We start from the raw sequence: 23,090 nt of genomic DNA, 5'->3' as shown, positions 1-23,090 counted from the left end.
CGGAGGGCCGGAGGAGCCCGGAGGCCGGTCGCCGACCTGCGCCGACGACCGGCCCTCCGATCTCCTTCCCGGGCCCAGAGCGACGAGCGCGGCGACGAGTCGAACGCGCCGCTCAGGGCCCGGCAGCTCACTCCTCCTCGACGAGGAACCTCGAGTAGGCGCCCTGCGTCAGGAACGCCGGGAAGTCCTCCCGCAGCGCGACCTCGCGGAACACGTCGGCGGCGTCGTCGAACCGGTCGCCGTCGAATCGCGGCGCTGCGTCGAGCACCTCGCCGATCAGCTCCTCGACGTACTCGCGCGTGATCGCGGTGCCCTCGGCCGTCTCGCGGTCCTGCTGGATCCACTGCCAGATCTGCGAGCGTGAGATCTCGGCGGTCGCCGCATCCTCCATGAGGTTGTCGATCGCGACCGCGCCGAGCCCACGCAGCCACGCCTCGATGTACCGGATCGCGACCGAGACGTTCCCCTGCACCCCGGCCTCGGTGATCGGCCGGCCGATGTGCAGGTCGAGCAGCTGCGCCGCCGTCACCTCGACGTCGTCGCGCTGCCGCTCGATCTGGTTGGGTTGCTCGCCGAGCACGGCGTCGAACTCGGCCTGCGCCGTGGGGATGAGGTCGGGATGGGCGACCCACGTGCCGTCGAAGCCGTCGCCGGCCTCGCGCTTCTTGTCCGCCGAGACCTTCTCGATCGCCCGCGCGGTGACCTCCGGGTCGCGGCGGTTCGGGATGAACGCGCTCATCCCGCCGATCGCGAACGCCCCGCGCTTGTGGCAGGTCTTCACGAGCAGCTCGGTGTACGCGCGCATGAAGGGCACGGTCATCGTGACCTCGCTGCGATCGGGCAGCACGAACCGCGCCCCGCGCCCGCGATAGTTCTTGATGATCGAGAAGATGTAGTCCCACCGCCCGGCGTTCAGGCCCGCGCAGTGGTCGCGCAGCGCGAACAGGATCTCCTCCATCTCGAACGCCGCCGGCAGCGTCTCGATGAGCACCGTCGCCCGGATCGTGCCGTGGGGGATGCCGACGTACTGCTCGCTGAACGTGAACACGTCGTCCCACAGCTTCGCCTCCTCCGCCGACTCGATCTTCGGCAGATAGAAGTAGGGACCGGTGCCGGCGTCGATGAGCGCCTGAGCGTTGTGGAGGAAGTACAGCCCGAAGTCGACGAGAGAACCGGATGCCGCCATGCGGCGCCCCGCCCGGTCGGTGAAGCTGATGTGCTCCTCGACGAGGTGCCAGCCGCGCGGGCGCATCACGATCGTCGGGGTGCGCTCGGCGGTGACGCGGTACTCCTTGCCCTCCGGGCTCGTGAACCTCAGCCGCCCGCGGATCGCGTCGAACAGCGACAGCTGCCCCTCGACGACGTTGCGCCAGGTCGGGCTCGTGGCGTCCTCCTGGTCGGCGAGCCATACCCGCGCCCCGGAGTTCAGCGCGTTGATCGTCATCTTCGGGTCCGTCGGACCGGTGATCTCGACACGACGGTCCTCGAGTCCGGGCGCCGCGCCCGCCACGCGCCAGGTCGGGTCTTCACGAATGTGCGCGGTGTCGGCGCGGAAATGCGGATCGTGGCCGTTGCCGATCTCGAACCGGCGCCGCATCCGGTCGGCGAGCCGGTCGTGCCGACGCCCGGCGAACCGGTCGTGCAGCGCCGAGACGAACGCGATGCCATCCGGCGTGAGGATCTCGGCGTACCGCTCGCGGAGCGGCCCGGTGACCTCGATCGCCGGTTCCCCGGTCATCGTCGGAATGGGAGTGGTCGTGGGCTTGGTGCCCGTCGTGGTGGTCATGATGTGCTCCTGTCGGAGGAGGGAAGGGGGACGGATGCCGCAGCCCGAGGGATTCGGTGGGCTGCGACATCCGGGTCTGGGTCAGGGGGACTGGCCTGTGGGTCAGTGGAACTGCGCGGCTTCGGTCGAGCCGGCCAGCGCCAGCGTGGCGCTCGACGGGTTCAGAGCCGTCGAGAGCGCGTCGAAGTACCCGGTGCCGGCCTCACGCTGGTGCTTGGTGGCGGTGTAGCCGTCGGCCTCGGCGGCGAACTCCGCCTCCTGCAGGTCGACGTAGGCGCTCATGGCGCGCTGCGCGTACCCGCGTGCGAGGTCGAACATCGAGTGGTTCAGGGCGTGGAAGCCGGCCAGCGTGATGAACTGGAACGCGTAGCCCAGCTCGGCCAGATCGGCCTGGAACGTCGCGATCTGCTCGTCGCCCAGGTGGCGCTTCCAGTTGAAGCTCGGCGAGCAGTTGTAGGCGAGCAGCTTGCCGGGGAAGCGCTCGTGGATGGCGGCGGCGAAGTCGCGGGCGAGCGCGATGTCGGGCTCGCCGGTCTCGACCCACAGCAGATCGGCGTACGGCGCGAACGCGAGGCCGCGGGCGATGACGGGCTCGATGCCGTTTCGCACCCGGTGGAAGCCCTCGGCCGTGCGCTCGCCGGTGAGGAACTCCCGGTCGCGCTCGTCGACATCACTCGTGAGCAGGTCGGCTGCGAGCGCGTCGGTGCGGGCGATCATCACCGTCGGCACTCCCGCGACATCCGCGGCGAGCCGCGCGGCGTTCATCGTGCGGATGTGCTGCTGCGTGGGCACCAGCACCTTGCCGCCGAGGTGCCCGCACTTCTTCTCGCTCGCCAGCTGGTCCTCCCAGTGGATGCCGGCGGCGCCGGACTGGATCAGCGACTGTGCGAGCTCGTAGGCGTTCAGCGGTCCGCCGAAGCCGGCTTCGGCGTCGGCGACGATCGGGGCGAGCCAGTCGCGGGTGACGTCGCCTTCGGCGTGCTCGAGCTGGTCCTGACGCAGGAGCGCGTTGTTGATCCGGCGGACGACCGCCGGCACCGAGTTCGCGGGGTACAGCGACTGGTCAGGGTAGGTCTGGCCGGCGAGGTTCGCGTCGGCGGCCACCTGCCAGCCGCTGAGGTAGATCGCCTTCAGCCCTGCGCGAACCTGCTGCACGGCCTGGCCGCCGGTGTAGGCGCCGAGCGCGCGGACGTAGTCTTCGGTGTGGAGGAGGTTCCACAGCGTCTCGGCGCCGCGGCGCGCGAGCGTGTTCTCCTCGCGGACGGTGCCGCGCAGGCGGATGACGTCGTCAGCGGTGTACGTGCGCTCGATGCCGTCCCAGCGGGGGTCCGTGTCCCAGATCTCCTGCAGCTCGGCGGCGGTCTGCACCTGGTCGCCGGCGCGGAGGGGACCTTCTGTCGCGTTGAGTGTCATGGCGTTCTCCTTCGGGGTGCTGCGGCGGGGCCGTCGCGGCGGGTGGTGACTCCACTGTGGGTGAATTTCCGGCCGCGTCCCGTCGGATCTCGGTGTGAAGTTTCTTGAAATTTCTGTGTTTGTGAGATCATGCCGCGATGGAAGACGTTCTCGAGGGTGAAACAATCGCCGCCGCGCTCGACGATGAAGAGGTGGACGCTCTCACGATCGGTCGCCGCATCCGGCAGCTGCGCACCGCGCGCGGAATGCGCCTGGAGGAGCTCGCCACCGCGGTCTCGCGCGCGCCCAGCCAGCTGTCGATGATCGAGAACGGTCGGCGCGAGGCGAAGCTCACCCTGCTGCAGCAGATCGCCCGTGCGCTCGGGGTCACGCTCGACGCGCTGCTGGAGTCGGATCCGCTCGACGAGCGCTCGCAGCTCGAGGTGGCGCTCGAGCGGGCGATGAAGGGCCCGACGTTCCGCGCGCTCGGCATCGAGCCGTTCCGCATCGGCCGATCGATCCCCGACGACGTGCTCACGGCCCTGCTCGCCTTGCAGGGCGAGATCGAACGGCTGAAGGATGAGCGCGCCGCGACACCCGAGGAGGCGCGCCGCGCGAACGTGGCGCTGCGCCGCCTGATGCGCACGCAGGACAATTACTTCGCCGAGCTCGAGGAGCAGGCGCGCGGCATCCTCAAGGCCGTCGACCACCCCGGCGGCCCGCTGACGCAGCGCACGGCGTCGGACATCGCCGCCCACCTCGGCTTCACTCTGCACTACGTGCCCGATCTGCCGCAGACGGCGCGCAGTGTCGCCGATCTGCGGAACGGCCGGCTGTACCTGTCGAGTCGGCTGACGGCGAAGGGCGATCCCCGCACCGCCGTGCTGCAGGCGCTGTCGAGCCGCATCCTCGGCCACGGCGAACCGACGAGCTACGCCGAGTTCCTGCGGCAGCGGGTGGAGACGAACTACCTCACCGGGGCGCTCCTGATCCCGGAAGGCCACGCGGTGCCGTTCCTGCAGGACGCGAAGAAGGACCGGGCGATCTCCATCGAGGACCTCCGCGACGCGTACTCGGTGTCGTACGAGACGGCCGCGCACCGGTTCACGAACCTCGCGACGCGGCACCTCGGCATCCGGGTGCACTTCCTCAAGGTGCACGAGTCGGGCACCATCACGAAGGCGTACGAGAACGACGACGTGAACTTCCCGACCGACCGGCTCGGCTCGATCGAGGGGCAGCTGTGCTGCCGCCGGTGGACGAGCCGTGCGGTGTTCGAGATCCCCGACAAGTTCAACCCGTACTACCAGTACACCGACACCGGAAACGGCACGTACTGGTGCACGGCGCGCGTGGAGACCTCGAGCGAGGGCGCTCATTCCGTGAGCGTCGGCGTGCGGTTCGACGACACGAAGTGGTTCCTCGGCCGCGACACGGCGAACCGCGGAGTCTCCCCGCACGCGACGGAGGTGTGCTGTCGCCGCGCGCCCGCAGCGCTCGAGGAGGCATGGCGCGACAACGCCTGGCCGAACGTCAAGACGCCGCGCACGCTTCTGGCGACACTGCCGACCGGCGCGTTCCCAGGGGTGGACACGACCGACGTGTACGAGTTCCTCGAGGCGCACGCACCCCGGTAGCCGGACTGCGGTCAGTCGGCGAGGGCGCGCAGCGCCGCCCACAGCTCGGCGCGCGCCGCGAACGAGCCGAGGTCGACGCCCAGCAGCTGCTGGGCGTGCGCCACCCGGGCGCGCATCGTATGGCGATGGATGCCGAGGCTGAAGGCCGCCGCATCGAAGCGCGCGTCGTGCTCGAGCCACGCCCGCACGGTGGCGACGAGCGTTGTGCCCTCCGCCTCGTCGTGCGCCGCCAGCGGCGCGATCGCCGCCCGGGCCAGCGCCCGTCCGGCGTCGGTCTCGAGCGCCGAGAGCACCCCCGACGCGGCGACGTCGGCGAACCGCGAGATGCGCGACGACCCGCGTCGCAGCGCGAGCTCCGCCTCGTGCATCCCGCGCGAGAACGCCGCGTAGTCGACCGGCTCGCTCACCCCGACGCGGACGTCGAATCGCGCGGCGAACGACTCGAGGTCCTCCAGCCCGGTGTCCCCGCGGGCAGGGACGACGAGGACCAGTCCCACCTCGTCGCGACCGAAGAACAGGCGCCCGCCGCGCTCGTGCGCGTGAAGCTCGAGCCATTCGGTCACGGGGTCGCGTCGGCCCGACGCGTCCGTCGTCGCCACGAGCACCGGCGCCGCCGGCAGACCGCCCCACATGTCGCGCGCGACGCGACGGGCGAGGGTCGGGTCGTCGGACCGCAGCGACTGCACCATGCCTGCCCGCAGCAGCGCCCGCGCGCGTGCCAGGCCCTCGTTCTGCTCGAGCGCGAGCCCCGCCATCGCGATCACGGAGGTCACGAGGCCCCGCCCCTCCTGGTCGAGCTCGCCGACGGCGATCGCGATGACGCCGCGCAGATGCCCGCCGCGCCCCAGCGTCTGCAGCGTGAACGGCGTCGTCCCCATGCGCAGCGCCGACCCGGCCCGGGCTCCGCGCCGCAGCACCGCTGCCACCTCGTCGGCGAGCGTCGCCGCGGTCTCGGCGTCCAGCGCCCCGGCGGGATGTTCGCGCGTCAGCACTCCCGCGGCATCGAACAGCCCCACCCAGGCGTCGAGCTGGCGGGCGAGCTCGGCGAGCGTCGCCGCGAGGCCGTCGGGCCGCAGCGCAGCCAGCGCGATCGCGCGCTGCGCGGCGAGCGCCCAGCTGCGCCGGGCGTACGCCTGCGCGGCAATCGCATCGGCGTGCGCACGCGCCACGGCGATGAACGGGGTGCGGTACGGCACCTCGAACAGCGGCATCCGCTGCACGCGGCATGCGTCGACCAGGAGAGGGGGGATGCCCTCCGCCACGACCTGCGTGCCGAATCCCAGTGCGCACACCACACGTTCGCGCAGCCGCCGCACATACGCGTCGTACACCGCGGGGTCGTCGACGCCGGCGAACTGCGAGCCGGTGGTCATGAGCGCGAGCGCGTCGGAGAGGAACGGCGTGGGATCGGCGAGGTCGGAGTTGTGCACCCACCGCACCGGCGCGTCCAGGGCGCCCGGCTCGAGCTCGGCCTCGTCGAGCGCCAGCCGCAGGTGCAGGTCCGCGCGCGCGAGGAGCGCCCGCACCGTCGTGGCGGTGGTCTGGTCCACGCTTCCTCCCCGAGATGCTTGTACGCGGTGTCGAACCGAACATACAGAATGTACCCGACGGCGAGTGCACCGCCGGCGTCCGGCTGCCTACCATCGCCGGTATGAGCACTGCGGCTGTCACCACCACCGTCGGCGGACCCGCGCTCCCCCAGGAGCGCCGCCTCGTCACCGCCATCCCCGGTCCCCGTTCCCAGGAGCTGCTCGCCCGCAAGGCCAGCGCCGTCGCCGCCGGTGTCGGACACACCGCCCCGATCGCGGCGGTCGCCGCCGGAGGCGGAGTGATCGTCGACGCCGACGACAACTCGCTCATCGACCTCGGCTCCGGCATCGCCGTGACGACCGTCGGCAACGCGCACCCGAAGATCGTCGAGGCGGTGCAGGCGCAGGTCGCCCAGTTCACGCACACGTGCTTCATGGTCTCGCCGTACGAGTCGTACGTCGCCGTCGCCGAGGCGCTGAACCGCATCACCCCCGGCGACCACGCGAAGAAGAGCGCGCTGTTCAACTCGGGCGCCGAGGCCGTGGAGAACGCGGTGAAGATCGCCCGCAAGCACACCGGCCGCCAGGCGGTGGTCGCCTTCGACCACGCCTACCACGGCCGCACGAACCTCACGATGGCGCTCACCGCGAAGGCCATGCCGTACAAGAGCGGCTTCGGCCCGTTCGCCTCCGAGGTCTACCGCGCGCCGATGTCGTATCCCTTCCACGACCACCTCAGCGGACCCGAGGCCGCGAAGCGCGCCATCGCGATGATCCAGAAGCAGATCGGCGCCGAGAACGTCGCCGCGGTCATCATCGAGCCCATCCAGGGAGAGGGCGGATTCATCGTCCCGGCCGATGGGTTCCTCGAGGCGCTCGTCGACTGGTGCCGCGACAACGGCGTGGTGTTCATCGCCGACGAGGTGCAGACCGGCTTCGCGCGCACGGGTGCGATGTTCGCATGCGAGGCGTCGGGGATCGTGCCCGACCTCATCACGACCGCCAAGGGCATCGCGGGGGGTCTGCCCCTGGCCGCAGTGACCGGTCGCGCCGAGATCATGGACGCCTCGCACGCCGGCGGCCTCGGCGGCACCTACGGCGGCAACCCCGTCGCCTGCGCCGCCGCGCTCGCCGCGATCGACGTGTTCGAGAACGACGGCCTCATCGAGCGGGCTCAGCAGATCGGCGAGATCCTGATCGGCCGCCTGCGCGAACTGCAGGCCGCCGACCCGCGCATCGGCGACGTCCGCGGACGCGGCGCGATGGTCGCGGCGGAGTTCGTCGACCCGACGACCGGCGAACCGGATCCTGCGCTCACCGCGGCGATCGCCGCTCAGTGCATCTCCGCTGGCGTCGTCGTGCTCACGTGTGGCACGTACGGCAACGTCATCCGGTTCCTGCCGCCGCTGTCGATCGGCGACGAGCTCCTCGCCGAGGGCCTCGACATCGTCGCGGAGGCGCTTGCCGCGCACTGATCCACCGCCGGGCAGTGCCGTGCGACCGGGCACCGGTGGCCCGATCGCGGCCACCTCACCGCACGCATCCGCCCGCAGAACATCCGTCCGCACAGCATCCGTTCGCACAGAAGGAATGACCCCATGACCGAGATCACCCGAGACGTCGTCGTCATCGGCGCCGGCGCCGCCGGAACGACGGCCGCCAACGAACTGCGCAAGGCCGGACTGTCCGTCGCGGTGCTCGAGGCCCGCGACCGGGTCGGTGGCCGGGTCTGGACCGACACGATCGACGGCGCGATGCTCGAGATCGGCGGCCAGTGGGTCTCGCCCGACCAGCACGCGCTGATCGAGACGATCGACGAGCTGGGGCTCGAGACGTTCAGCCGGTACCGCGACGGCGACAGCGTCTACGTCGGCCCCGACGGCACGACCTCCCGGTTCACCGGCGAGATGTTCCCCGTCGCGCCCGACACCGAGCGGGTGATCGCCGAGATCACCGAGCGTCTCGACGCGATTGTCGCCGAGATCGACCCCGACCGTCCGTGGGCCCACCCCCAGGCAGAGGAGTGGGACAGGATCACCTGGGACGCGTGGCTGCGCGCCCAGACCGACGACGACGAAGCGGTGCGCAACCTCGCGTTCGCGACCGGCTCGGCGATGCTCACCAAGCCGACGCACGCGTTCTCGCTGCTGCAGTCGCTGCTCATGGCCGCCTCCGCCGGCTCGTACTCGCACCTCGTGGACGCCGACTTCATCCTCGACAAGCGCGTCGTCGGCGGACTGCAGCAGGTGCCGGTGCTGCTCGCGGAGCGGCTCGGCGACGACGTCTTCCTGAACGAGCCGGTGCGCTTCCTGGAGTGGACCGCCGACGGCGTCATCGCCCGCGCCGACTCGATGACGGTCCGCGCCCGGTACGCGATCCTCGCGCACGCCCCGGTGCTGTACGAGCGGATCTCGTTCGTCCCGCCGCTGCCGCGCCGCCAGCAGCAGCTGCACCAGCACCTGTCGATGGGCTTTGTCATCAAGGTGCACGCGGTCTACGACCGGCCGTTCTGGCGCGAACAGGGTCTCTCGGGCACCGCCTTCAGCCCGTACGAGCTGTGCCACGAGGCCTACGACAACACGAACCACGAGGACGAGCGGGGAACGCTCGTCGGATTCGTCTCCGACCGCAACGCCGACGACCTGTTCGCGCTGTCGGCCGACGAGCGCCGCGAACGGATCCTCGAGTCGCTCTCGCACTACTACGGCCCGGAGGCGAAGAACCCCGTCGTGTACTACGAGAGCGACTGGGGAAGCGAGGAGTGGACCCGCGGCGCGTACGCGGCGAGCTTCGACATGGGCGGACTCGCCCGCTACGGCGCCGACCTGCGCCAGCCCGTCGGCCCGATCCACTTCGCGTGCAGCGACATGGCCGGCGCCGGATACCAGCACGTCGACGGCGCGATCAGGATGGGCCGCGCCGCCGCGGCGGCCATCGTGGAGCGGGCGCGCGGATGACGACCCGCATCCTCGTCGGCTACACGGCCACCTCGGCCGGGGCCGACGCCGCAGCCCTGGGCGCGCGCCTCGCCGCGGCGACCGGGGCGGTGCTCGAGCTCGTGCTCGTCCTCCCGGCCGACGAGCGCACGGTGATCACTCCCGCCAACCCCGGATACGGGCAGCTGCTGCGGGGCCGCGCCCGCGACTGGCTCGCCGAGGGAGCGGCCGCCCTGCCCGACGGCGTGGTCCACCACGAGCACGTGCGCTACGGCGACTCGTTCGCGGCGGGGCTCGAAGCGGCGGCGGCCGAGATGAACGCGACGATGATCGTCGTGGGCGCCGGCGACGGCGCCGCGCGCGGCCGGCACCAGCTGGGCTCGACCGCGACCGACCTGCTGCACTCCTCGGTCGTCCCCGTCGTGCTCGCCCCGCGCGGGGAGCGCAAGAACGCGGATGCCGGCATCCCGCGCATCACCGTCGCGATCGGCACCCGTCCCGGCGCGAAGGCGCTGCTCACGACAGCCGTCGACCTGGCGCGTGCGATCGGCGCCCCGGTGCGCCTGCTGTCGCTCGTCACCGCCGACCTTCCCGACGGCGTCGACACCGGCGTCATCCGTCTCGTCGGCTCGGCACATGCCGACGAGGTGCTCGCCCAGACCCGTGCGGCGCTGCCCGAGACGGTCGCGGCCGATGTCGTCACGGCCGGCGGCGAGAGCATCGCCGATGCCGCAGCCGCGCTGGAATGGCTGCCCGGAGAGCTCGTGCTCGTCGGCTCCAGCAGGCTCGCGCGAAAGCACCGCCTGTTCTTCGGCTCGACGGCGGCCAAGCTGCTGCGCGCCGTGCCGGTGCCGATGATCGTCGTGCCGCGCAGCCTGAAGAGATCCATCCCCCGTGTCGGCGACGCATCCGACAGCACGAAGGACCACCGATGACCACGACCCAGAGCTCCGCAGCGCCGCTGGAGCCCGAGACCGGAACGCACACCGGAGCCCTCTCCAAGAAGGGACTTTCGGCGGGCGCGGTCGGCCTCATCGGCGCGATCGTCATCGGCATCTCCTGCATCGCCCCCGCCTACACGTTCACCGCCGCCGTGGGGCCGGTGGCGTCGGTGGTCGGCCCGCACATCCCCGCGATCATCCTCGTCGGCTTCATCCCGATGCTCCTCGTGGCCTTCGGGTATCGCGAGCTGAACAACCGCATGCCCGATGCCGGCACGAGCTTCACCTGGGCGACCCGGGCGTTCGGTCCGTGGATCGGCTGGATGAGCGGCTGGGGACTCGTCGCGGCCACGATCCTCGTGCTGTCGAACCTCGCCGGGATCGCCGTCGAGTTCCTCTTCCTGCTGATCGCGCAGATCACCGGCGACCCGGCGATCGCCGACCTCGCGCAGGTCACCTGGATCAACATCGCCGTGTGCCTGCTGTTCATGCTCGCCGCGACGTTCGTGTCGTACCGCGACATGCAGACGACGCAGAAGCTGCAGTACGTGCTCGTCACGTTCCAGATCGTCGTGCTGCTGTTCTTCGCGATCGCCGCGATCGTGCAGGCGGTCAGCGGCAACGCGTTCGACTACGAGCCGTTCGACCTCGGGTGGTTCAACCCGTTCACGGTGCCGAGCTTCAGCGCGTTCGCCGCGGGACTCTCGCTGTCGATCTTCATCTTCTGGGGGTGGGATGTCACCCTCACGATGAACGAGGAGACCCGCGACCCGGAGAAGACGCCCGGCCGCGCGGCGACGGGAACCGTGCTGATCATCGTGTTCCTGTACCTGCTGCTGTCGGTCGCGATGATCATGTTCGCCGGCGTGGGCACCGGAGATCTGGGCCTCGGCAACGAGGGCATCCAGGAGAACGTGTTCTTCTACCTCTCCGGGCCGATCCTCGGGCCGCTCGCGTTCCTCGTGTCGCTCGCCGTGCTCACGAGCTCGGCCTCGTCGCTGCAGTCCACGTTCGTGTCGCCGGCGCGGACCCTGCTGTCGATGGGACACTACGGCGCCCTGCCGGAGCGCTTCTCGCGCGTCAGCCCGCGGTTCTTCACCCCGGGCTTCGCCACGATCGTCTCGTCGGTGGTGGCGTCCGTGTTCTACGCCGTGATGCGCGTCGTGAGCGAGAACGTGCTGTGGGACACCATCACGGCGCTCGGCATGATGATCTGCTTCTACTACGGCCTCACCGCGTTCGCCTGCGTGTGGTATTTCCGCAAGCAGTGGTTCGACTCGGTGCGGAACGTGTTCTTCACGCTCGTGTTCCCGCTCGCGGGCGGCATCATCCTCGCGATCCTGTTCGTGTCGACGCTCATCGACAGCATGGACCCCGACTACGGCAGCGGATCGAGCCTGTTCGGCGTCGGCCTCGTGTTCGTCCTCGGGATCACCGTGATCCTCGTGGGCGTCGTCGTGATGATCTGGCAGGCCGTGCGCCGCCCCGCCTTCTTCCGTGGTGAGACACTTGCCATGGACGCCCCACCCAGCCTTCGGCGGTCCCGCGCCGCCGCACAGTGACGACACCGCGACAACGCGGTCGAACACTCGAACAGTGACACTCAGACAGTGAGAGGAGAGCGCATGAGCGCCGCACAGGAGACAGAGCTTCTCGACCGGGTCCCGACCGGCCTGTTCATCGCCGGCGAATGGGTCGACGCCGAGGACGGCAAGACCTTCGATGTCAACGACCCCGCGACCGGGAAGGTCGTGCGCACGATCGCCGACGGATCGCCGGCCGACGGCATCCGGGCCCTCGACGCCGCCGTCGCGGCACAGGATGCGTGGGCCGCCACCGCTCCGCGCACGCGCAGCGACATCCTGCGCCGGGCGTGGGAGCTCGTGCAGGAGCACAAGGAGGACCTCGCGCTGCTGATGACGCTCGAGATGGGCAAGCCGCTCGCGGAGTCCCGCGGCGAGGTGACGTACGGCGGCGAGTTCCTGCGCTGGTTCAGCGAGGAGGCCGTGCGCATCAACGGCCGCTACGGGCTGAACCCCGAGGGCACCGGCCACATGGTGGTCTCACAGCGCCCCGTCGGCCCGTCGTTCTTCATCACGCCGTGGAACTTCCCGTTCGCGATGGCGACCCGCAAGATCGCTCCCGCGCTCGCCGCGGGCTGCACCGTCGTCGTCAAGCCGGCGGCCCTTACGCCGCTGTCGACGCTGTTCTTCGCGAAGCTGCTCGAGGAGGCGGGCCTTCCCGCCGGCGTCGTGAACATCGTCTCGACGACCACCTCGAGCAAGGTGTCCGGCCCGATCATCGCCGACACGCGGCTGCGCAAGCTGTCGTTCACCGGGTCGACCGAGGTGGGACGCAAGCTCATCGCGCAGGCCGGTGAGGGGGTGCTGCGCACCTCGATGGAGCTCGGCGGCAACGCGCCGTTCGTGGTCTTCGAGGATGCCGACCTCGACAAGGCGGTGGAAGGCGCGATGATCGCGAAGTTCCGCAACATCGGCCAGGCGTGCACGGCGGCGAACCGCTTCATCGTGCACGAGTCGGTCGCCGCGGAGTTCGCCGACCGGGTCACCGAGCGCGTGAAGGCGATGAAGGTCGGGCGCGGCACCGAGGACGGCGTCGCGATCGGCCCCCTCATCGACGCGGACGCTGTCGGCAAGGCGGGGTCGCTCGTGCAGGACGCGGTGGCCAAGGGCGCGACCGTTCGCGCCGGCGGGTCGGCGATCGAGTCGGACGGCACGTTCTTCGAGCCGACCGTCATCACCGACGTGCCGGGGAACGCCGACATCCTCCGTGAGGAGATCTTCGGCCCGGTGCTCGCGATCGCCCCGTTCCGGGACGAGGACGAAGCGGTGCGGCTCGCGAACGACACCGAGTACGGCCTCGTCTCGTACGTGTTCACCGAGAACCTCGCCCGCGGTCAGCGCATGATCGACCGCATCGAGACCGGCATGATGGGCCTGAACGTGGGCGTCGTCTCCAACGCCGCGGCGCCGTTCGGCGGCGTGAAGCAGTCCGGCATGGGCCGCGAAGGCGGTCCGGAGGGCATCCACGAGTACCTGTCGACGAAGTACACCCTGATCCCCGCCGAGTGACCCGGGCGCCCCGCGCCCCAGACGGAAAGGACCCCGGATGACCGACTACGCCGTCGTCAATCCCGCAACCGGCCAGCAGCTGGCCACGTACGACACGTTCACCGATGCGCAGGTCGAGGACGCGGTCGCGACCGCCGAGTCGGCGTACCGCACGTGGTCGCGCACTCCCGTCGCGGAGCGCGCGGCGGTCGTGCGCCGCATCGCCGAGCTGCACCGCGAGCGCCGTGAGCTGCTGGGCGAGATCATCGTCCGCGAGATGGGCAAGCCGCTCTCGGCCGCGCTCGGCGAGGTCGACTTCGCCGCCGACATCATCGAGTTCTACGCCGACAACGCGGAGCAGATCACGGCCGACCGGCCGATCGACATCGTCGGCGACGGCTCGGCGCTCGTGCGCCGCGCCCCGCTGGGCGTGCTCCTGGGTATCATGCCGTGGAACTTCCCGGCGTACCAGGTGGCGCGGTTCGCGGCGCCGAACCTCGTGCTCGGCAACACGATCCTGCTCAAGCATGCGCCGCAGTGCCCCGAGTCGGCTGCCGCCCTCGAGCGCATCTACGAGGACGCCGGCCTGCCCCAGGGCGGCTACGTCAACCTCTACGTCACGAACGAGCAGGCGGCGACGATCATCGCCGACCCGCGCGTGCAGGGCGTGTCGGTGACCGGCTCGGAGCGCGCGGGCGCCGCGGTCGCCGAGGTCGCCGGGCGCAACCTCAAGAAGGTCGCGCTGGAGCTCGGCGGGTCCGACCCGTTCATCCTGCTCTCGACCGACGACATCGACAGCGTCGTGTCGGCCGCCGTCGAGGCGCGGCTCGACAACAACGGACAGTCGTGCAACGGTGCCAAGCGCTTCATCGTCGCCGACGACCTGTACGACGAGTTCGTCGGCAAGTTCACCGCGAAGATGGCCGAGGTGACGGCATCCGACCCGATGGCCGAGGACACCGTGCTCGGACCGCTGTCGTCGGAGGCGGCCGCACAGCGGCTGCAGGAGCAGATCGACACCGCCGTCGCACAGGGCGCGACGGTGCTCACCGGCGGCACGCGCGAGGGCACATTCTTCGCGCCGACGGTGCTCGCCGATGTGACGCCTGAGATGGACGTCTACCGGGAGGAGCTGTTCGGCCCTGCTGCGGTCGTGTACCGCGTGACGGGGGAGGAGGATGCCGTGGCCCTCGCGAACGACACGTCGTTCGGCCTCGGCTCGTACGTCTTCACGACCGACCCCGAGCAGGCCGAGCGGGTGGCCGACGGCATCGAGGCCGGCATGGTGTACGTGAACCTCGTGCTCGCCGACAGCCCCGAGCTGCCCTTCGGCGGCGTCAAGCGCAGCGGCACCTCGCGCGAGCTGGGTCTGCTGGCCGCCGACGAGTTCGTGAACAAGAAGCTCATCCGCTCCGCGTAAGCCTCCGTCGTCTCCGCCCGCGCTCCGCACGCCGCCCGGGCCGAGCCGGCGAAGGTACAGCTGGTGGACGAGGGTACGGTTCGTTCCCACACCCTCGTCCACCAGCTGTACCCTCACGGCATGCGGCGGCGGTCTCGGTGGCCGTCCCACGCGCCCGGCTTGCTCTACGGGAGTCGGCCGCTGACCGCGCCCGGCTGGGCTCCGACGAGCGTCTCGCTCGCCTGGGCCAGGCGGTGCACGAACTCCGCGGCATCCGTCCCGCGGGTCAGCGCGTGCGCCGAGAGCCCGTCGATCATCGCGAGCAGCTGCCAGGCCACCGCATCCGGATCGTCCGTCTGGAAGCCGCCCTCGCCGCGGCCGTCGCGCACGATCCCGGCGATGAACGACTGCCATCCCGCCATATGCTCGTCGATCGCCGCCGCAAGGGCGGGGTTCGCCCGCCCGAGCGACCAGGCGTCGACCCAGACGAGCGTGATGTCGTCGTGGTCACGCCCCAGCACGGTGGCGAACAGCACGGCGAGCTGCGCCGCGGGGGTGGACGCCCGCTCGACCTCGGCGCGCACATCGTCGAGCTCGCCGAGGACGAGCCGTCCGAACGTCCGCGCCACGAGCTCGTCCATGCCGCCGGCGTAGTGCGCGACGAGGCCCGGCGCGACGCCCGCCCGCTGCGCGATCGCGCGCAGGGTGAGCGCTGCCAGTCCGTCCTCCCGCGCGAGCGCGAGCGCGGCGTCGTGGATCTCGGCGGAGCGCTGCTGGGGACTCTTCCGAGTGCGCACGCGGGGCGGTGATGTTGACATCGTGAGTCCAGTGTAGGAACATCGAGTATTGATCAAGCGATCAATACTCGATGGAGGAGGCGACGTGGCCTGGACGATGCCGCACGAGGCGACGGCGCACGAGCGCACCTGGATGGCGTTCCCGCGGGCCGGCATCACGCTCGGCGACGGAGACGCCTGGCAGGAGAGCGGCTACCGCGCCTGGAGTGAGGTCGCACTCGCCGTCGCGGCGTTCGAGCCGGTCACGATGGTCGTCGACCCGAGCGAGGCCGACCGTGCTCACCGCATGCTCGGCTCGGCCGTCGAGATCGTGGAGGCGCCCCTCGACGAGTTCTGGATGCGCGACTTCGGCCCGACGTTCGTCGTCGACGACGAGGACGGCGGGCGCCTGGGCGCCGTCGACTGGATCTTCAACGGCTGGGGTGCGCCGGAATGGGCGGAATGGGAGCTCTCGGCGGACATCGCCCGCCAGGTCGCCGCACATGTCGGCTGCGAGCGGATCCCGTCGGTGCTCGTGAACGAGGGCGGCGGCATCCACGTCGACGGCGAGGGCACAGTGCTGCTCACCGAGACGGTGCAGCTCGACCCGCACCGCAACCCGTACGCCGACCGGGAGCGCGTCGAGGCCGAGATGGCCCGAACGATCGGCGCGACCCGCGCCGTCTGGCTGCCGCGCGGCCTGACCCGCGACTACGACGACTTCGGCACCCGCGGACATGTCGACATCGTGGCGACCTTCGCCGCGCCGGGCCGCATCCTGCTCCACGAGCAGCGCAACCCCGACCACCCCGACTTCGCCGTGACCCGCGACCTCAAGCACCTCCTCTCCGAGCAGACGGATGCGTCGGGCCGGCACTTCGAGATCATCGACGTGCCCGCGCCGGCCACGCTCCGCGACGACGAGGGGTTCGTGGACTGGAGTTACATCAACCACCTCGTCGTCAACGGGGGCGTCATCGCCTGCGGCTTCGGCGAGGAGCACGCCGACGCGCACGCCCGCGAGGTCCTCGCCGCGGCGTACCCGGGCCGGCGCGTCGTGACCGTCGACGCCCGCCCGATCTTCGCGCGCGGCGGCGGCATCCACTGCATCACCCAGCAGCAGCCCGCCGTGGCGAAGGGGGAGGCCTGAGATGTACGACGTGGTCGAGGCGTCCATCGCCGATCTGCGCGCGGCGCTCGAGACCGGACGGACGACGAGCGTCGAGCTGGTGGAGGCGTACCTCGCCCGCATCGACGCCTACGACGCGCCCGGCACCCCGACGGCTCTGAACGCCGTCGTCGTGCGGAACCCCGACGCGCTCGCCGAAGCCGCCGCGTCGGACGCGCGGCGCGCCGCCGACGAGACGCTCGGGCCGCTCGACGGCATCCCGTACACCGCGAAGGACAGCTACCTCGTGCGGGGTCTGACGGCGGCCGCCGGCTCCCCGGCCTTCGCCGGTCTCGTCGCGCAGCGCGACGCCTTCACGATCGAGCGCCTGCGCGCCGGCGGGGCGATCTGCCTCGGCCTCACGAACATGCCGCCGATGGCGAACGGCGGCATGCAGCGGGGCGTCTACGGGCGCGCCGAGTCGCCCTACAGCGCTGACTGGCTGACGAGCGCCTTCGGCTCGGGGTCGTCGAACGGCTCCGGCACCGCCACGGCCGCGAGCTTCTCCGCCTTCGGGCTCGGCGAGGAGACGTGGTCGAGCGGCCGGGCGCCCGCCTCCTGCAACGCCCTCTGCGCCTACACGCCCTCGCGCGGCGTCATCTCGGTCCGCGGGAACTGGCCGCTCGTGCCCACGATGGACGTCGTCGTGCCGCACACCCGCACGATGGACGACCTGCTCGAGGTGCTGGATGTGATCGTCGCCGACGACCCCGAAGCGCGCGGCGACTTCTGGCGTGCTCAGCCGTGGGTGCCGATTCCCGCCGCCTCGGCGCTGCGCCCCTCGTCCTATCGCGCGCTCGCGCCGGCCGACCTGCGCGGCACGCGCCTCGGCGTTCCGCGGATGTACATCAACGCCGACCCGGACGCGGGCACCGGCACGACGATCGGCGGCGCGACCGGGCAGCCCATCCGCACCCGCGATTCCGTGATCGCGCTGTGGGAGGCGACTCGCCGCGACCTGGAGGCCGCCGGCGTCGAGGTGGTGGAGGTCGACTTCCCCGCCGTCACGAACTACGAGGGCGACCGTGCCGGTGCCCCGACGATCGCCGACCGCGGCTTCGTGTCGCCGGAGTTCCTGCACTCGGAGATCGTCGACCTGTCGGCGTGGGCGTGGGACGACTTCCTGAAGGCGAATGGCGACCCGTCGCTCTCGCGGCTCGACGACGTCGACGGCACGCAGATCTTCCCGCATCCGGCGGGGGCGCTGCCCGACCGCTACGACGGATTCGACGACGACATCGCCGGGTACCCCCAGCAGGTGCGGACGCATCCGTACGAGCGGTTCACCGACATCCCGCACCTCGAACAGGGAGTGCGCGGCCTGGAGCAGACCCGGCGCGTCGACCTCGAGGAGTGGATGGACGCGCACGGCCTCGACGCGGTCGTGTTCCCCGCGATGGCGGATGTCGCTCCCGCCGACATGGACGTGAACCCGGCCTCGGCCGACCTCGGCTGGCGCAACGGCGTCTGGGTCGCCAACGGCAACCTCGTGCCGCGGCACCTCGGCATCCCGACGGTCACCGTGCCGATGGGCACGATGCCCGATACCGGAATGCCCGTCGGCCTCACGTTCGCCGGCCGCGCGTACGACGACACCGCCCTGCTGGCGCTCGGCGCCGCGTTCGAGGCGACCGGCCGCCGGCGCACCGAGCCGCCGCGCACACCACGGATCTGAGCCGATCTTCCCGATCGGACTCATCGACACGGAATACGAGGAGGTATTTCCATGAGCACACCACCCGCCACACTGCACCGACGGCTGCGACAGCGCCACGTCGTCTTCATCGGCCTCGCCTACATGTCGCCGTTCGCGGTCTTCGACACGTTCGGCATCGTCTCGGAGGCGACGCGCGGGCACGTTCCGATGTCGTACATCATCGTCACGATCGCCGTGCTGTTCACCGCGTTCAGCTACGCGAAGATGGTGCGCGTCTATCCCTCCGCCGGCTCGGCGTACACGTACACGCGTCGCACGATCGGCGCCCCGGTCGGCTTCCTGGTGGGGTGGGCGGCGCTGCTCGACTACCTCTTCCTGCCGATGATCAACGCCCTGCTGGCGAACATCTACCTGTCCGCCGAGTTCCCGGGCGTCCCCGGCTGGGTGTGGATCGTCGGACTGATCGCTGTCATCTCGGTGCTGAACATCGTCGGCGTGCGCATCAGCGCCGTCTCGAACATGATCATGGTCGTGTTCCAGGCGCTGCTCGCCCTCGTCTTCGTCGGGCTCACGGTGCGCGCGATCCTGTCGGACCACGCGCTCGCCTTCTCGTTCGCACCGTTCTACTCGCTCACCGCCGACACGGCGAGCCTCGTCGGCGGCGCCTCCGTCCTCGCCCTGGCGTTCCTCGGCTTCGACGCCGTCACGACGCTGTCCGAGGAGACCGTCGAGCCGCGCCGCACGGTCCCGCGGGCCATCATGTGGGTCGCGGCAACGGGCGCGGCGTTCTTCATCAGCGTGACCTACGTCATCCAGACCCTCGTGCCCGACCAGGCCGCCCTGGAGAGGATCACTCCTGACATCGAAGGGGCCTCGCCGTACATCGCCCTCTTCATCGGCGGCATCGTCTTCCAGACCCTGTTCCTCGTGGGCGCCACGGTGTCGGTGCTCTCGTCGGGGCTGGCCTCCCAGCTGAGCGCGTCGCGGCTGCTCTACGCGATGGGGCGCGACGGGATCATCCCGCGCCGCGTGTTCGGATACGTCCACCCCCGCTTGGGCACCCCGGTCCTGAACGTGCTCATCGTGGGTGCCATCGCGCTGACCGCCCTCCAGCTCGACCTGAACGCGGCGACCTCGCTCATCAACTTCGGCGCGTTCACGGCGTTCGCCTTCGTCAACCTGTCGGTGATCGCCTACTGGCTGCGGCACCGCCGCGGCGCCGCGCTCCCCGGCTCCGTGCTCGCGTGGACTGTGCTGCCCGGGATCGGCATCCTCATCAACGTGTGGCTGTGGCTCAGCCTCGACCGGCTCGCGATGACCGTCGGGCTCGTCTGGGCGGCGATCGGCGCGGCGTATCTCGTGTGGCTGACCCGCGGCTTCCGCCGGCCGGCGCCGGAGGTCGCCTTCGACGAGGCCGACGACACGCGATCGCAGTCCGAGAGCCCGTTGACAGCATCCGCATCCCGTTATTGAATGGACCGTCTTATTGGCTAAGCGATCAATAAAGATCGCGACCGCGACGACGACGTCACACTGAGAGGCACATCTCCTATGTCAGACCTTCCCGCTCCGCCCGTCCCGCTGCGGGACGATGCGGCTCCGACCCCGCACGACGAGTTCGTCGACGTGCCGACGCAGCCCGAGACGCGCGGCATCGAGCTCATCGGCGACGCCGAGCGCCACGGCCGCGCTGGGGACCTGTTCGCCGTCTGGGCGGCGCCGAGCGTCAGCATCCTGAACTTCACCGTCGGCGCGTCGATGATCGTGCTGGGCCTGCAGCTCTGGCAGGCCATCCTCGTCATCGTGCTCGGCTCGCTGCCGTGGATCCTCACCGGCATCATCGCGATCTCGGGACCCGCCGCCGGCACGTCTGGCTCGGTCGTGATGCGCGCGATGTACGGCATCATCGGCAACAAGATCGTCGTGGCGTTCATGGGCTGGCTCGTGTCGGCCGTCTACCTCGCGCTGAACTGGCTCGCCGCGGCGTTCCTCGGCGGCGACCTGCTGGCGAAGCTGGGATGGGATGCGCCGAGCGTCGCGCCGATCGCGGTCGCCGTCGTGGTCGCGGCGGTCACCGTGACGGTCGCCGTCTACGGGCACGCGCTCATCCTGCGGGTCTACTCGTGGATCGCGATCGTGCTCGTGGCGATCTTCCTGCTCGTCACCGGGTTCATCCTGCCCCGCGTCGACTGGGCGTACGCTCCCGCGGAGCCGCTGCACGGCGTGCCGCTGTGGTCGGCGGCGACGATCGGCTTCGCGATCCTCGCCTCGGCGCCGCTGTCGTACATCAACAGCCCCGACATGGCCCGCTATCTGCCCCGTTCCACCAGGCCGAGCCACATCGCGGCCTCCACCGCGATCGGCGGGTTCCTGCCGAGCGTGTTCTTCACGACGGTCGGTGCGCTCATGGCGACGGCGGTCAGCGGCGACGCCCTGAGCGCCGGTGTCGAAGGAGTGATCCTCGGCATGATGCCGGTGTGGCTCGCGCCGCTGTTCGCCATCGGGGTCATCATCAACACGGTGGCGCTCAACGGGATGACGACCTACACCTCGAGCATGGCGCTCCAGGCGATCGGCGTGCCGCTGCGCCGCATCCCCGCCGCGATCGTCGTGGGAGTGATCGGCACCGCCCTCACGATCTACCTCGTGATGTCGACGACGTTCCTCGACGCGGTCAACCTCATGCTGCAGTTCCTCATCGTGGTGGCGGCTCCCGTGATGGCGATCTTCGTCGTCGACGTGCTGCTGCGCCGTGGGCGCTACGACGGCATGGAGCTGTTCGACGAGCGACGCGGCGGCCGATTCTGGTACACAGGCGGCTGGGGCCTCCCCGGCGTGCTCGCCTTCGCGCTCGGCACGGTCGCGAGCGCCCTGTGTCTGTCGACGACGGTGTGGACCGGTCCGATCGCGGCCGCACTCGGATACATCGACCTGTCGGTGCCGGTCGGGATGCTGGTGGCCGCGCTGGTCTACGTCGGTCTGCAGCGCACCGCGCTCGGTGGAAGCGGACGTCCTTCGGCGGCGAGACCCGGCAACACGAGGAGAACGAGATGACGCAGCTGTACACCGCCGGCCGGATCTTCACCGCCGATACCCGGCCGTGGGCGACGGCGATGGTCGTGCAGGGCGACCGGCTGCTGTACGTCGGCGACGACGAGACCGCCCGCAGGATCGCGCGAGACGCGCAGGAGACCGACCTCGACGGCGCCCTCGTGGTGCCCGGATTCGTCGACGGGCACGCGCACATCGTCGAGACCGGAGCGGTCGCCGACCAGATCGACCTGTGGAGCGCCGGCGACCTCGCAGAGATCCAGCGCCGCCTGGCGGAGGGCGCGGCCGCGCGCCCCGGGGCGGCGCGGGTGCGGGCGCAGGGCTGGCAGCACGCCGCGACCGGCACCCCGCATCGACGGATGCTGGACGAGATCGTGTCCGACCGCCCGGTGTACGTGCAGGCGCATGATCTGCACTCGATGTGGCTGAACACCGCGGCCCTCGCCGAGGTCGGGATCGAGGACGACACCGCGTCGCCGGCGGGCGGCAGCATCCACCGCGACGCCGACGGTCACGCGACCGGACTCGTCGACGAGACCGCGATGCAGCAGCTCGTGTGGCCGGCCCTCGACGGCTTCGCGACCGACGCGGACGACGACGATGCGGTGCGTGCGGCGCTCCGCGGCTACGCCGCGACCGGCATCACGGCGTCGACCGACATGGCGCTGGGCGAGGCGCAGCTGGCGGCCCTGCAACGGGCGGAGGATGCGGGCGAGCTCACCGCCCGGGTCGCGGCCCACTGGCTCGTGCACCGCTCCGGCGACGACACCGAGCACCTCGCGCAGGTGGAGCGCGCGGCCGAGCTGGCCCAGCAGGTGAACGGCGACCGGCTTCGCGTCGTCGGCATCAAGCTCATCGCCGACGGGACCGTCGACGGATGCACGGCTGCGGTGCGCACGCCCTACGCGAACGGCGCCCTCCCCGATCCGGTGTGGTCGCTCGACGAGATCACGCCCGTCGTCGTCGCCGCCGACGCGGCCGGGCTGCAGGTGGCGATCCACGCGATCGGCGACGAGGCGGCCCGCATCGCGATCGCCGCGATCGAGCGTGCGGTCGCGGCGAACGGGCCGCGATCGCGTCGTCATCGCATCGAGCACCTCGAAGTCGTCGACCCCGCGGAGATCGCGCGGCTCGCGGCGCTCGGGATCACCGCGAGCATGCAGCCGGTGCACTCCGACCCCGCGATCCAGGACAACTGGCGCGCGATGCTCGGCGACGAACGGGTCGAGCGCGGCTATCCGTGGCCGGAGATGACCGAGCAGGGCGCCCGGCTGGCGTTCGGCACCGACTCGCCGACATCGCCGTTCGCGCCGCTCCCGAACATGTTCGTGGCCGCCACTCGACGGTCGGCGCTGAATCCGGCGCTCGAGCCGAACCTCGCGCGCTACGCGCTGCCGCTGCAGGATGCCGTCGCCCACGCGACGCGCGATGCGGCGTGGGCGAGCGGAGCGGAGGATCGATACGGCCGTCTGGCGGCGGGGCTGTTCGCCGACTTCGTCGTGCTCGACCGGGACATCTTCCGCGTTCCGGTCGACGATCTGCTGGAGGCGGGGGTGCGGCGCACAGTCGTCGGTGGCGAGGTCGTCTACGAGACGCCGTAGCGGTTCTGGTGGCCGGGGCGCGGCCGGCCGCTCGGTTCGCGCCCTCGGTGGGCATGCTCTACACTGGAGGAGCAGTCGATTACTGCATTCTTTCGCCGTGCCCGGGCTCTCGGGCAGTGTCTGATACTCGAGCACGGTGGGGGAGT

The 23,090-nt window shown here is 70.9% G+C and carries 16 protein-coding genes; 12 read left to right on the top strand and 4 right to left on the bottom strand.

The window, feature by feature from the left end:
• Positions 1–127: 127 nt before the first annotated feature.
• The gene (gene aceB / locus AC3RX1_RS12285) at positions 128–1,786 is read right to left on the bottom strand and encodes a malate synthase A (RefSeq protein WP_491501528.1); all 1,659 of its coding nucleotides are present in this window, start codon (positions 1,784–1,786) and stop codon (positions 128–130) included.
• Positions 1,787–1,888: 102 nt separating this feature from the next.
• Positions 1,889–3,199, bottom strand: coding sequence for an isocitrate lyase (gene aceA / locus AC3RX1_RS12280; RefSeq protein ID WP_491501527.1), 1,311 nt, complete (start codon positions 3,197–3,199; stop codon positions 1,889–1,891).
• A gap of 137 nt (positions 3,200–3,336) precedes the next feature.
• Between aceA and AC3RX1_RS12275 the strand changes: the two genes are divergently transcribed.
• Positions 3,337–4,815 carry a helix-turn-helix domain-containing protein gene (locus AC3RX1_RS12275; RefSeq protein WP_491501526.1) on the top strand — a complete coding sequence of 493 codons (1,479 nt, stop codon included), beginning with the start codon at positions 3,337–3,339 and terminating at the stop codon, positions 4,813–4,815.
• Positions 4,816–4,826: 11 nt separating this feature from the next.
• On the opposite strand, the gene AC3RX1_RS12270 is transcribed toward AC3RX1_RS12275, so the two are convergent.
• Positions 4,827–6,365, bottom strand: a complete 1,539-nt coding sequence (locus AC3RX1_RS12270; RefSeq protein WP_491501525.1) for a PucR family transcriptional regulator — start codon at positions 6,363–6,365, stop codon at positions 4,827–4,829.
• A 101-nt stretch (positions 6,366–6,466) separates the two neighbouring features.
• Here AC3RX1_RS12270 and gabT point away from each other — a divergent pair, with 101 nt between their 5' ends.
• From gabT to AC3RX1_RS12240, 6 genes are all read left to right on the top strand, one after another.
• Positions 6,467–7,819, top strand: coding sequence for a 4-aminobutyrate--2-oxoglutarate transaminase (gabT, locus tag AC3RX1_RS12265; RefSeq protein ID WP_491501524.1), 1,353 nt, complete (start codon positions 6,467–6,469; stop codon positions 7,817–7,819).
• Positions 7,820–7,942: 123 nt separating this feature from the next.
• A complete protein-coding gene (locus AC3RX1_RS12260; protein WP_491501523.1) occupies positions 7,943–9,301 on the top strand; it encodes a flavin monoamine oxidase family protein in 1,359 nt (452 codons plus the stop codon).
• On the top strand, positions 9,298–10,215 hold the full coding sequence (locus tag AC3RX1_RS12255) for a universal stress protein (RefSeq protein ID WP_491501522.1): 918 nt from the start codon (positions 9,298–9,300) through the stop codon (positions 10,213–10,215). Before AC3RX1_RS12260 ends, AC3RX1_RS12255 begins: the two co-directional genes overlap by 4 nt.
• Entirely contained in the window at positions 10,212–11,783 is a 1,572-nt protein-coding gene (locus tag AC3RX1_RS12250) for an APC family permease (RefSeq protein WP_491501521.1), read from the top strand. Before AC3RX1_RS12255 ends, AC3RX1_RS12250 begins: the two co-directional genes overlap by 4 nt.
• Positions 11,784–11,846: 63 nt before the next feature.
• On the top strand, positions 11,847–13,313 hold the full coding sequence (locus tag AC3RX1_RS12245) for an NAD-dependent succinate-semialdehyde dehydrogenase (RefSeq protein WP_491501520.1): 1,467 nt from the start codon (positions 11,847–11,849) through the stop codon (positions 13,311–13,313).
• Between the two features lie 37 nt (positions 13,314–13,350).
• The gene (locus tag AC3RX1_RS12240) at positions 13,351–14,712 is read left to right on the top strand and encodes an NAD-dependent succinate-semialdehyde dehydrogenase (protein ID WP_491501519.1); all 1,362 of its coding nucleotides are present in this window, start codon (positions 13,351–13,353) and stop codon (positions 14,710–14,712) included.
• 164 nt (positions 14,713–14,876) lie between these two features.
• Here the strand turns inward: AC3RX1_RS12240 and AC3RX1_RS12235 are convergent, their stop codons facing one another.
• The gene (locus tag AC3RX1_RS12235) at positions 14,877–15,509 is read right to left on the bottom strand and encodes a TetR/AcrR family transcriptional regulator (RefSeq protein ID WP_491501518.1); all 633 of its coding nucleotides are present in this window, start codon (positions 15,507–15,509) and stop codon (positions 14,877–14,879) included.
• Between the two features lie 64 nt (positions 15,510–15,573).
• On the opposite strand from AC3RX1_RS12235, the gene AC3RX1_RS12230 reads away from it, so the two are divergent.
• From AC3RX1_RS12230 to AC3RX1_RS12210, 5 genes are all read left to right on the top strand, one after another.
• The gene (locus tag AC3RX1_RS12230; protein ID WP_491501517.1) at positions 15,574–16,617 is read left to right on the top strand and encodes an agmatine deiminase family protein; all 1,044 of its coding nucleotides are present in this window, start codon (positions 15,574–15,576) and stop codon (positions 16,615–16,617) included.
• Between the two features lies 1 nt (position 16,618).
• The gene (locus tag AC3RX1_RS12225; RefSeq protein ID WP_491501516.1) at positions 16,619–18,310 is read left to right on the top strand and encodes an amidase; all 1,692 of its coding nucleotides are present in this window, start codon (positions 16,619–16,621) and stop codon (positions 18,308–18,310) included.
• 51 nt (positions 18,311–18,361) lie between these two features.
• Complete coding sequence (locus AC3RX1_RS12220; RefSeq protein ID WP_491501515.1) at positions 18,362–19,765, top strand: APC family permease; 1,404 nt, start codon at positions 18,362–18,364, stop codon at positions 19,763–19,765.
• 78 nt (positions 19,766–19,843) lie between these two features.
• On the top strand, positions 19,844–21,346 hold the full coding sequence (locus tag AC3RX1_RS12215) for a purine-cytosine permease family protein (protein ID WP_491501514.1): 1,503 nt from the start codon (positions 19,844–19,846) through the stop codon (positions 21,344–21,346).
• Complete coding sequence (locus AC3RX1_RS12210; protein ID WP_491501513.1) at positions 21,343–22,944, top strand: amidohydrolase; 1,602 nt, start codon at positions 21,343–21,345, stop codon at positions 22,942–22,944. Before AC3RX1_RS12215 ends, AC3RX1_RS12210 begins: the two co-directional genes overlap by 4 nt.
• The last annotated feature ends 146 nt before the right edge of the window (positions 22,945–23,090 follow it).

This window comes from Microbacterium altimontanum, from assembly GCF_058349865.2.
The sequence above is the reverse complement of the archived record's forward strand: the minus strand, read 5'-3'. Positions and strand labels throughout refer to the sequence as shown.

Coding starts and splice junctions, on each gene's coding strand:
- AC3RX1_RS12235 (WP_491501518.1), bottom strand. CDS start 15,509: ATGTCAACATCACCGCCCCGCGTGCGCACTCGGAAGAGTCCCCAGCAG.
- gabT (WP_491501524.1), top strand. CDS start 6,467: ATGAGCACTGCGGCTGTCACCACCACCGTCGGCGGACCCGCGCTCCCC.
- AC3RX1_RS12255 (WP_491501522.1), top strand. CDS start 9,298: ATGACGACCCGCATCCTCGTCGGCTACACGGCCACCTCGGCCGGGGCC.
- AC3RX1_RS12240 (WP_491501519.1), top strand. CDS start 13,351: ATGACCGACTACGCCGTCGTCAATCCCGCAACCGGCCAGCAGCTGGCC.
- AC3RX1_RS12245 (WP_491501520.1), top strand. CDS start 11,847: ATGAGCGCCGCACAGGAGACAGAGCTTCTCGACCGGGTCCCGACCGGC.
- AC3RX1_RS12220 (WP_491501515.1), top strand. CDS start 18,362: ATGAGCACACCACCCGCCACACTGCACCGACGGCTGCGACAGCGCCAC.
- AC3RX1_RS12250 (WP_491501521.1), top strand. CDS start 10,212: ATGACCACGACCCAGAGCTCCGCAGCGCCGCTGGAGCCCGAGACCGGA.
- AC3RX1_RS12260 (WP_491501523.1), top strand. CDS start 7,943: ATGACCGAGATCACCCGAGACGTCGTCGTCATCGGCGCCGGCGCCGCC.
- AC3RX1_RS12215 (WP_491501514.1), top strand. CDS start 19,844: ATGTCAGACCTTCCCGCTCCGCCCGTCCCGCTGCGGGACGATGCGGCT.
- AC3RX1_RS12225 (WP_491501516.1), top strand. CDS start 16,619: ATGTACGACGTGGTCGAGGCGTCCATCGCCGATCTGCGCGCGGCGCTC.
- AC3RX1_RS12275 (WP_491501526.1), top strand. CDS start 3,337: ATGGAAGACGTTCTCGAGGGTGAAACAATCGCCGCCGCGCTCGACGAT.
- AC3RX1_RS12210 (WP_491501513.1), top strand. CDS start 21,343: ATGACGCAGCTGTACACCGCCGGCCGGATCTTCACCGCCGATACCCGG.
- aceB (WP_491501528.1), bottom strand. CDS start 1,786: ATGACCACCACGACGGGCACCAAGCCCACGACCACTCCCATTCCGACG.
- aceA (WP_491501527.1), bottom strand. CDS start 3,199: ATGACACTCAACGCGACAGAAGGTCCCCTCCGCGCCGGCGACCAGGTG.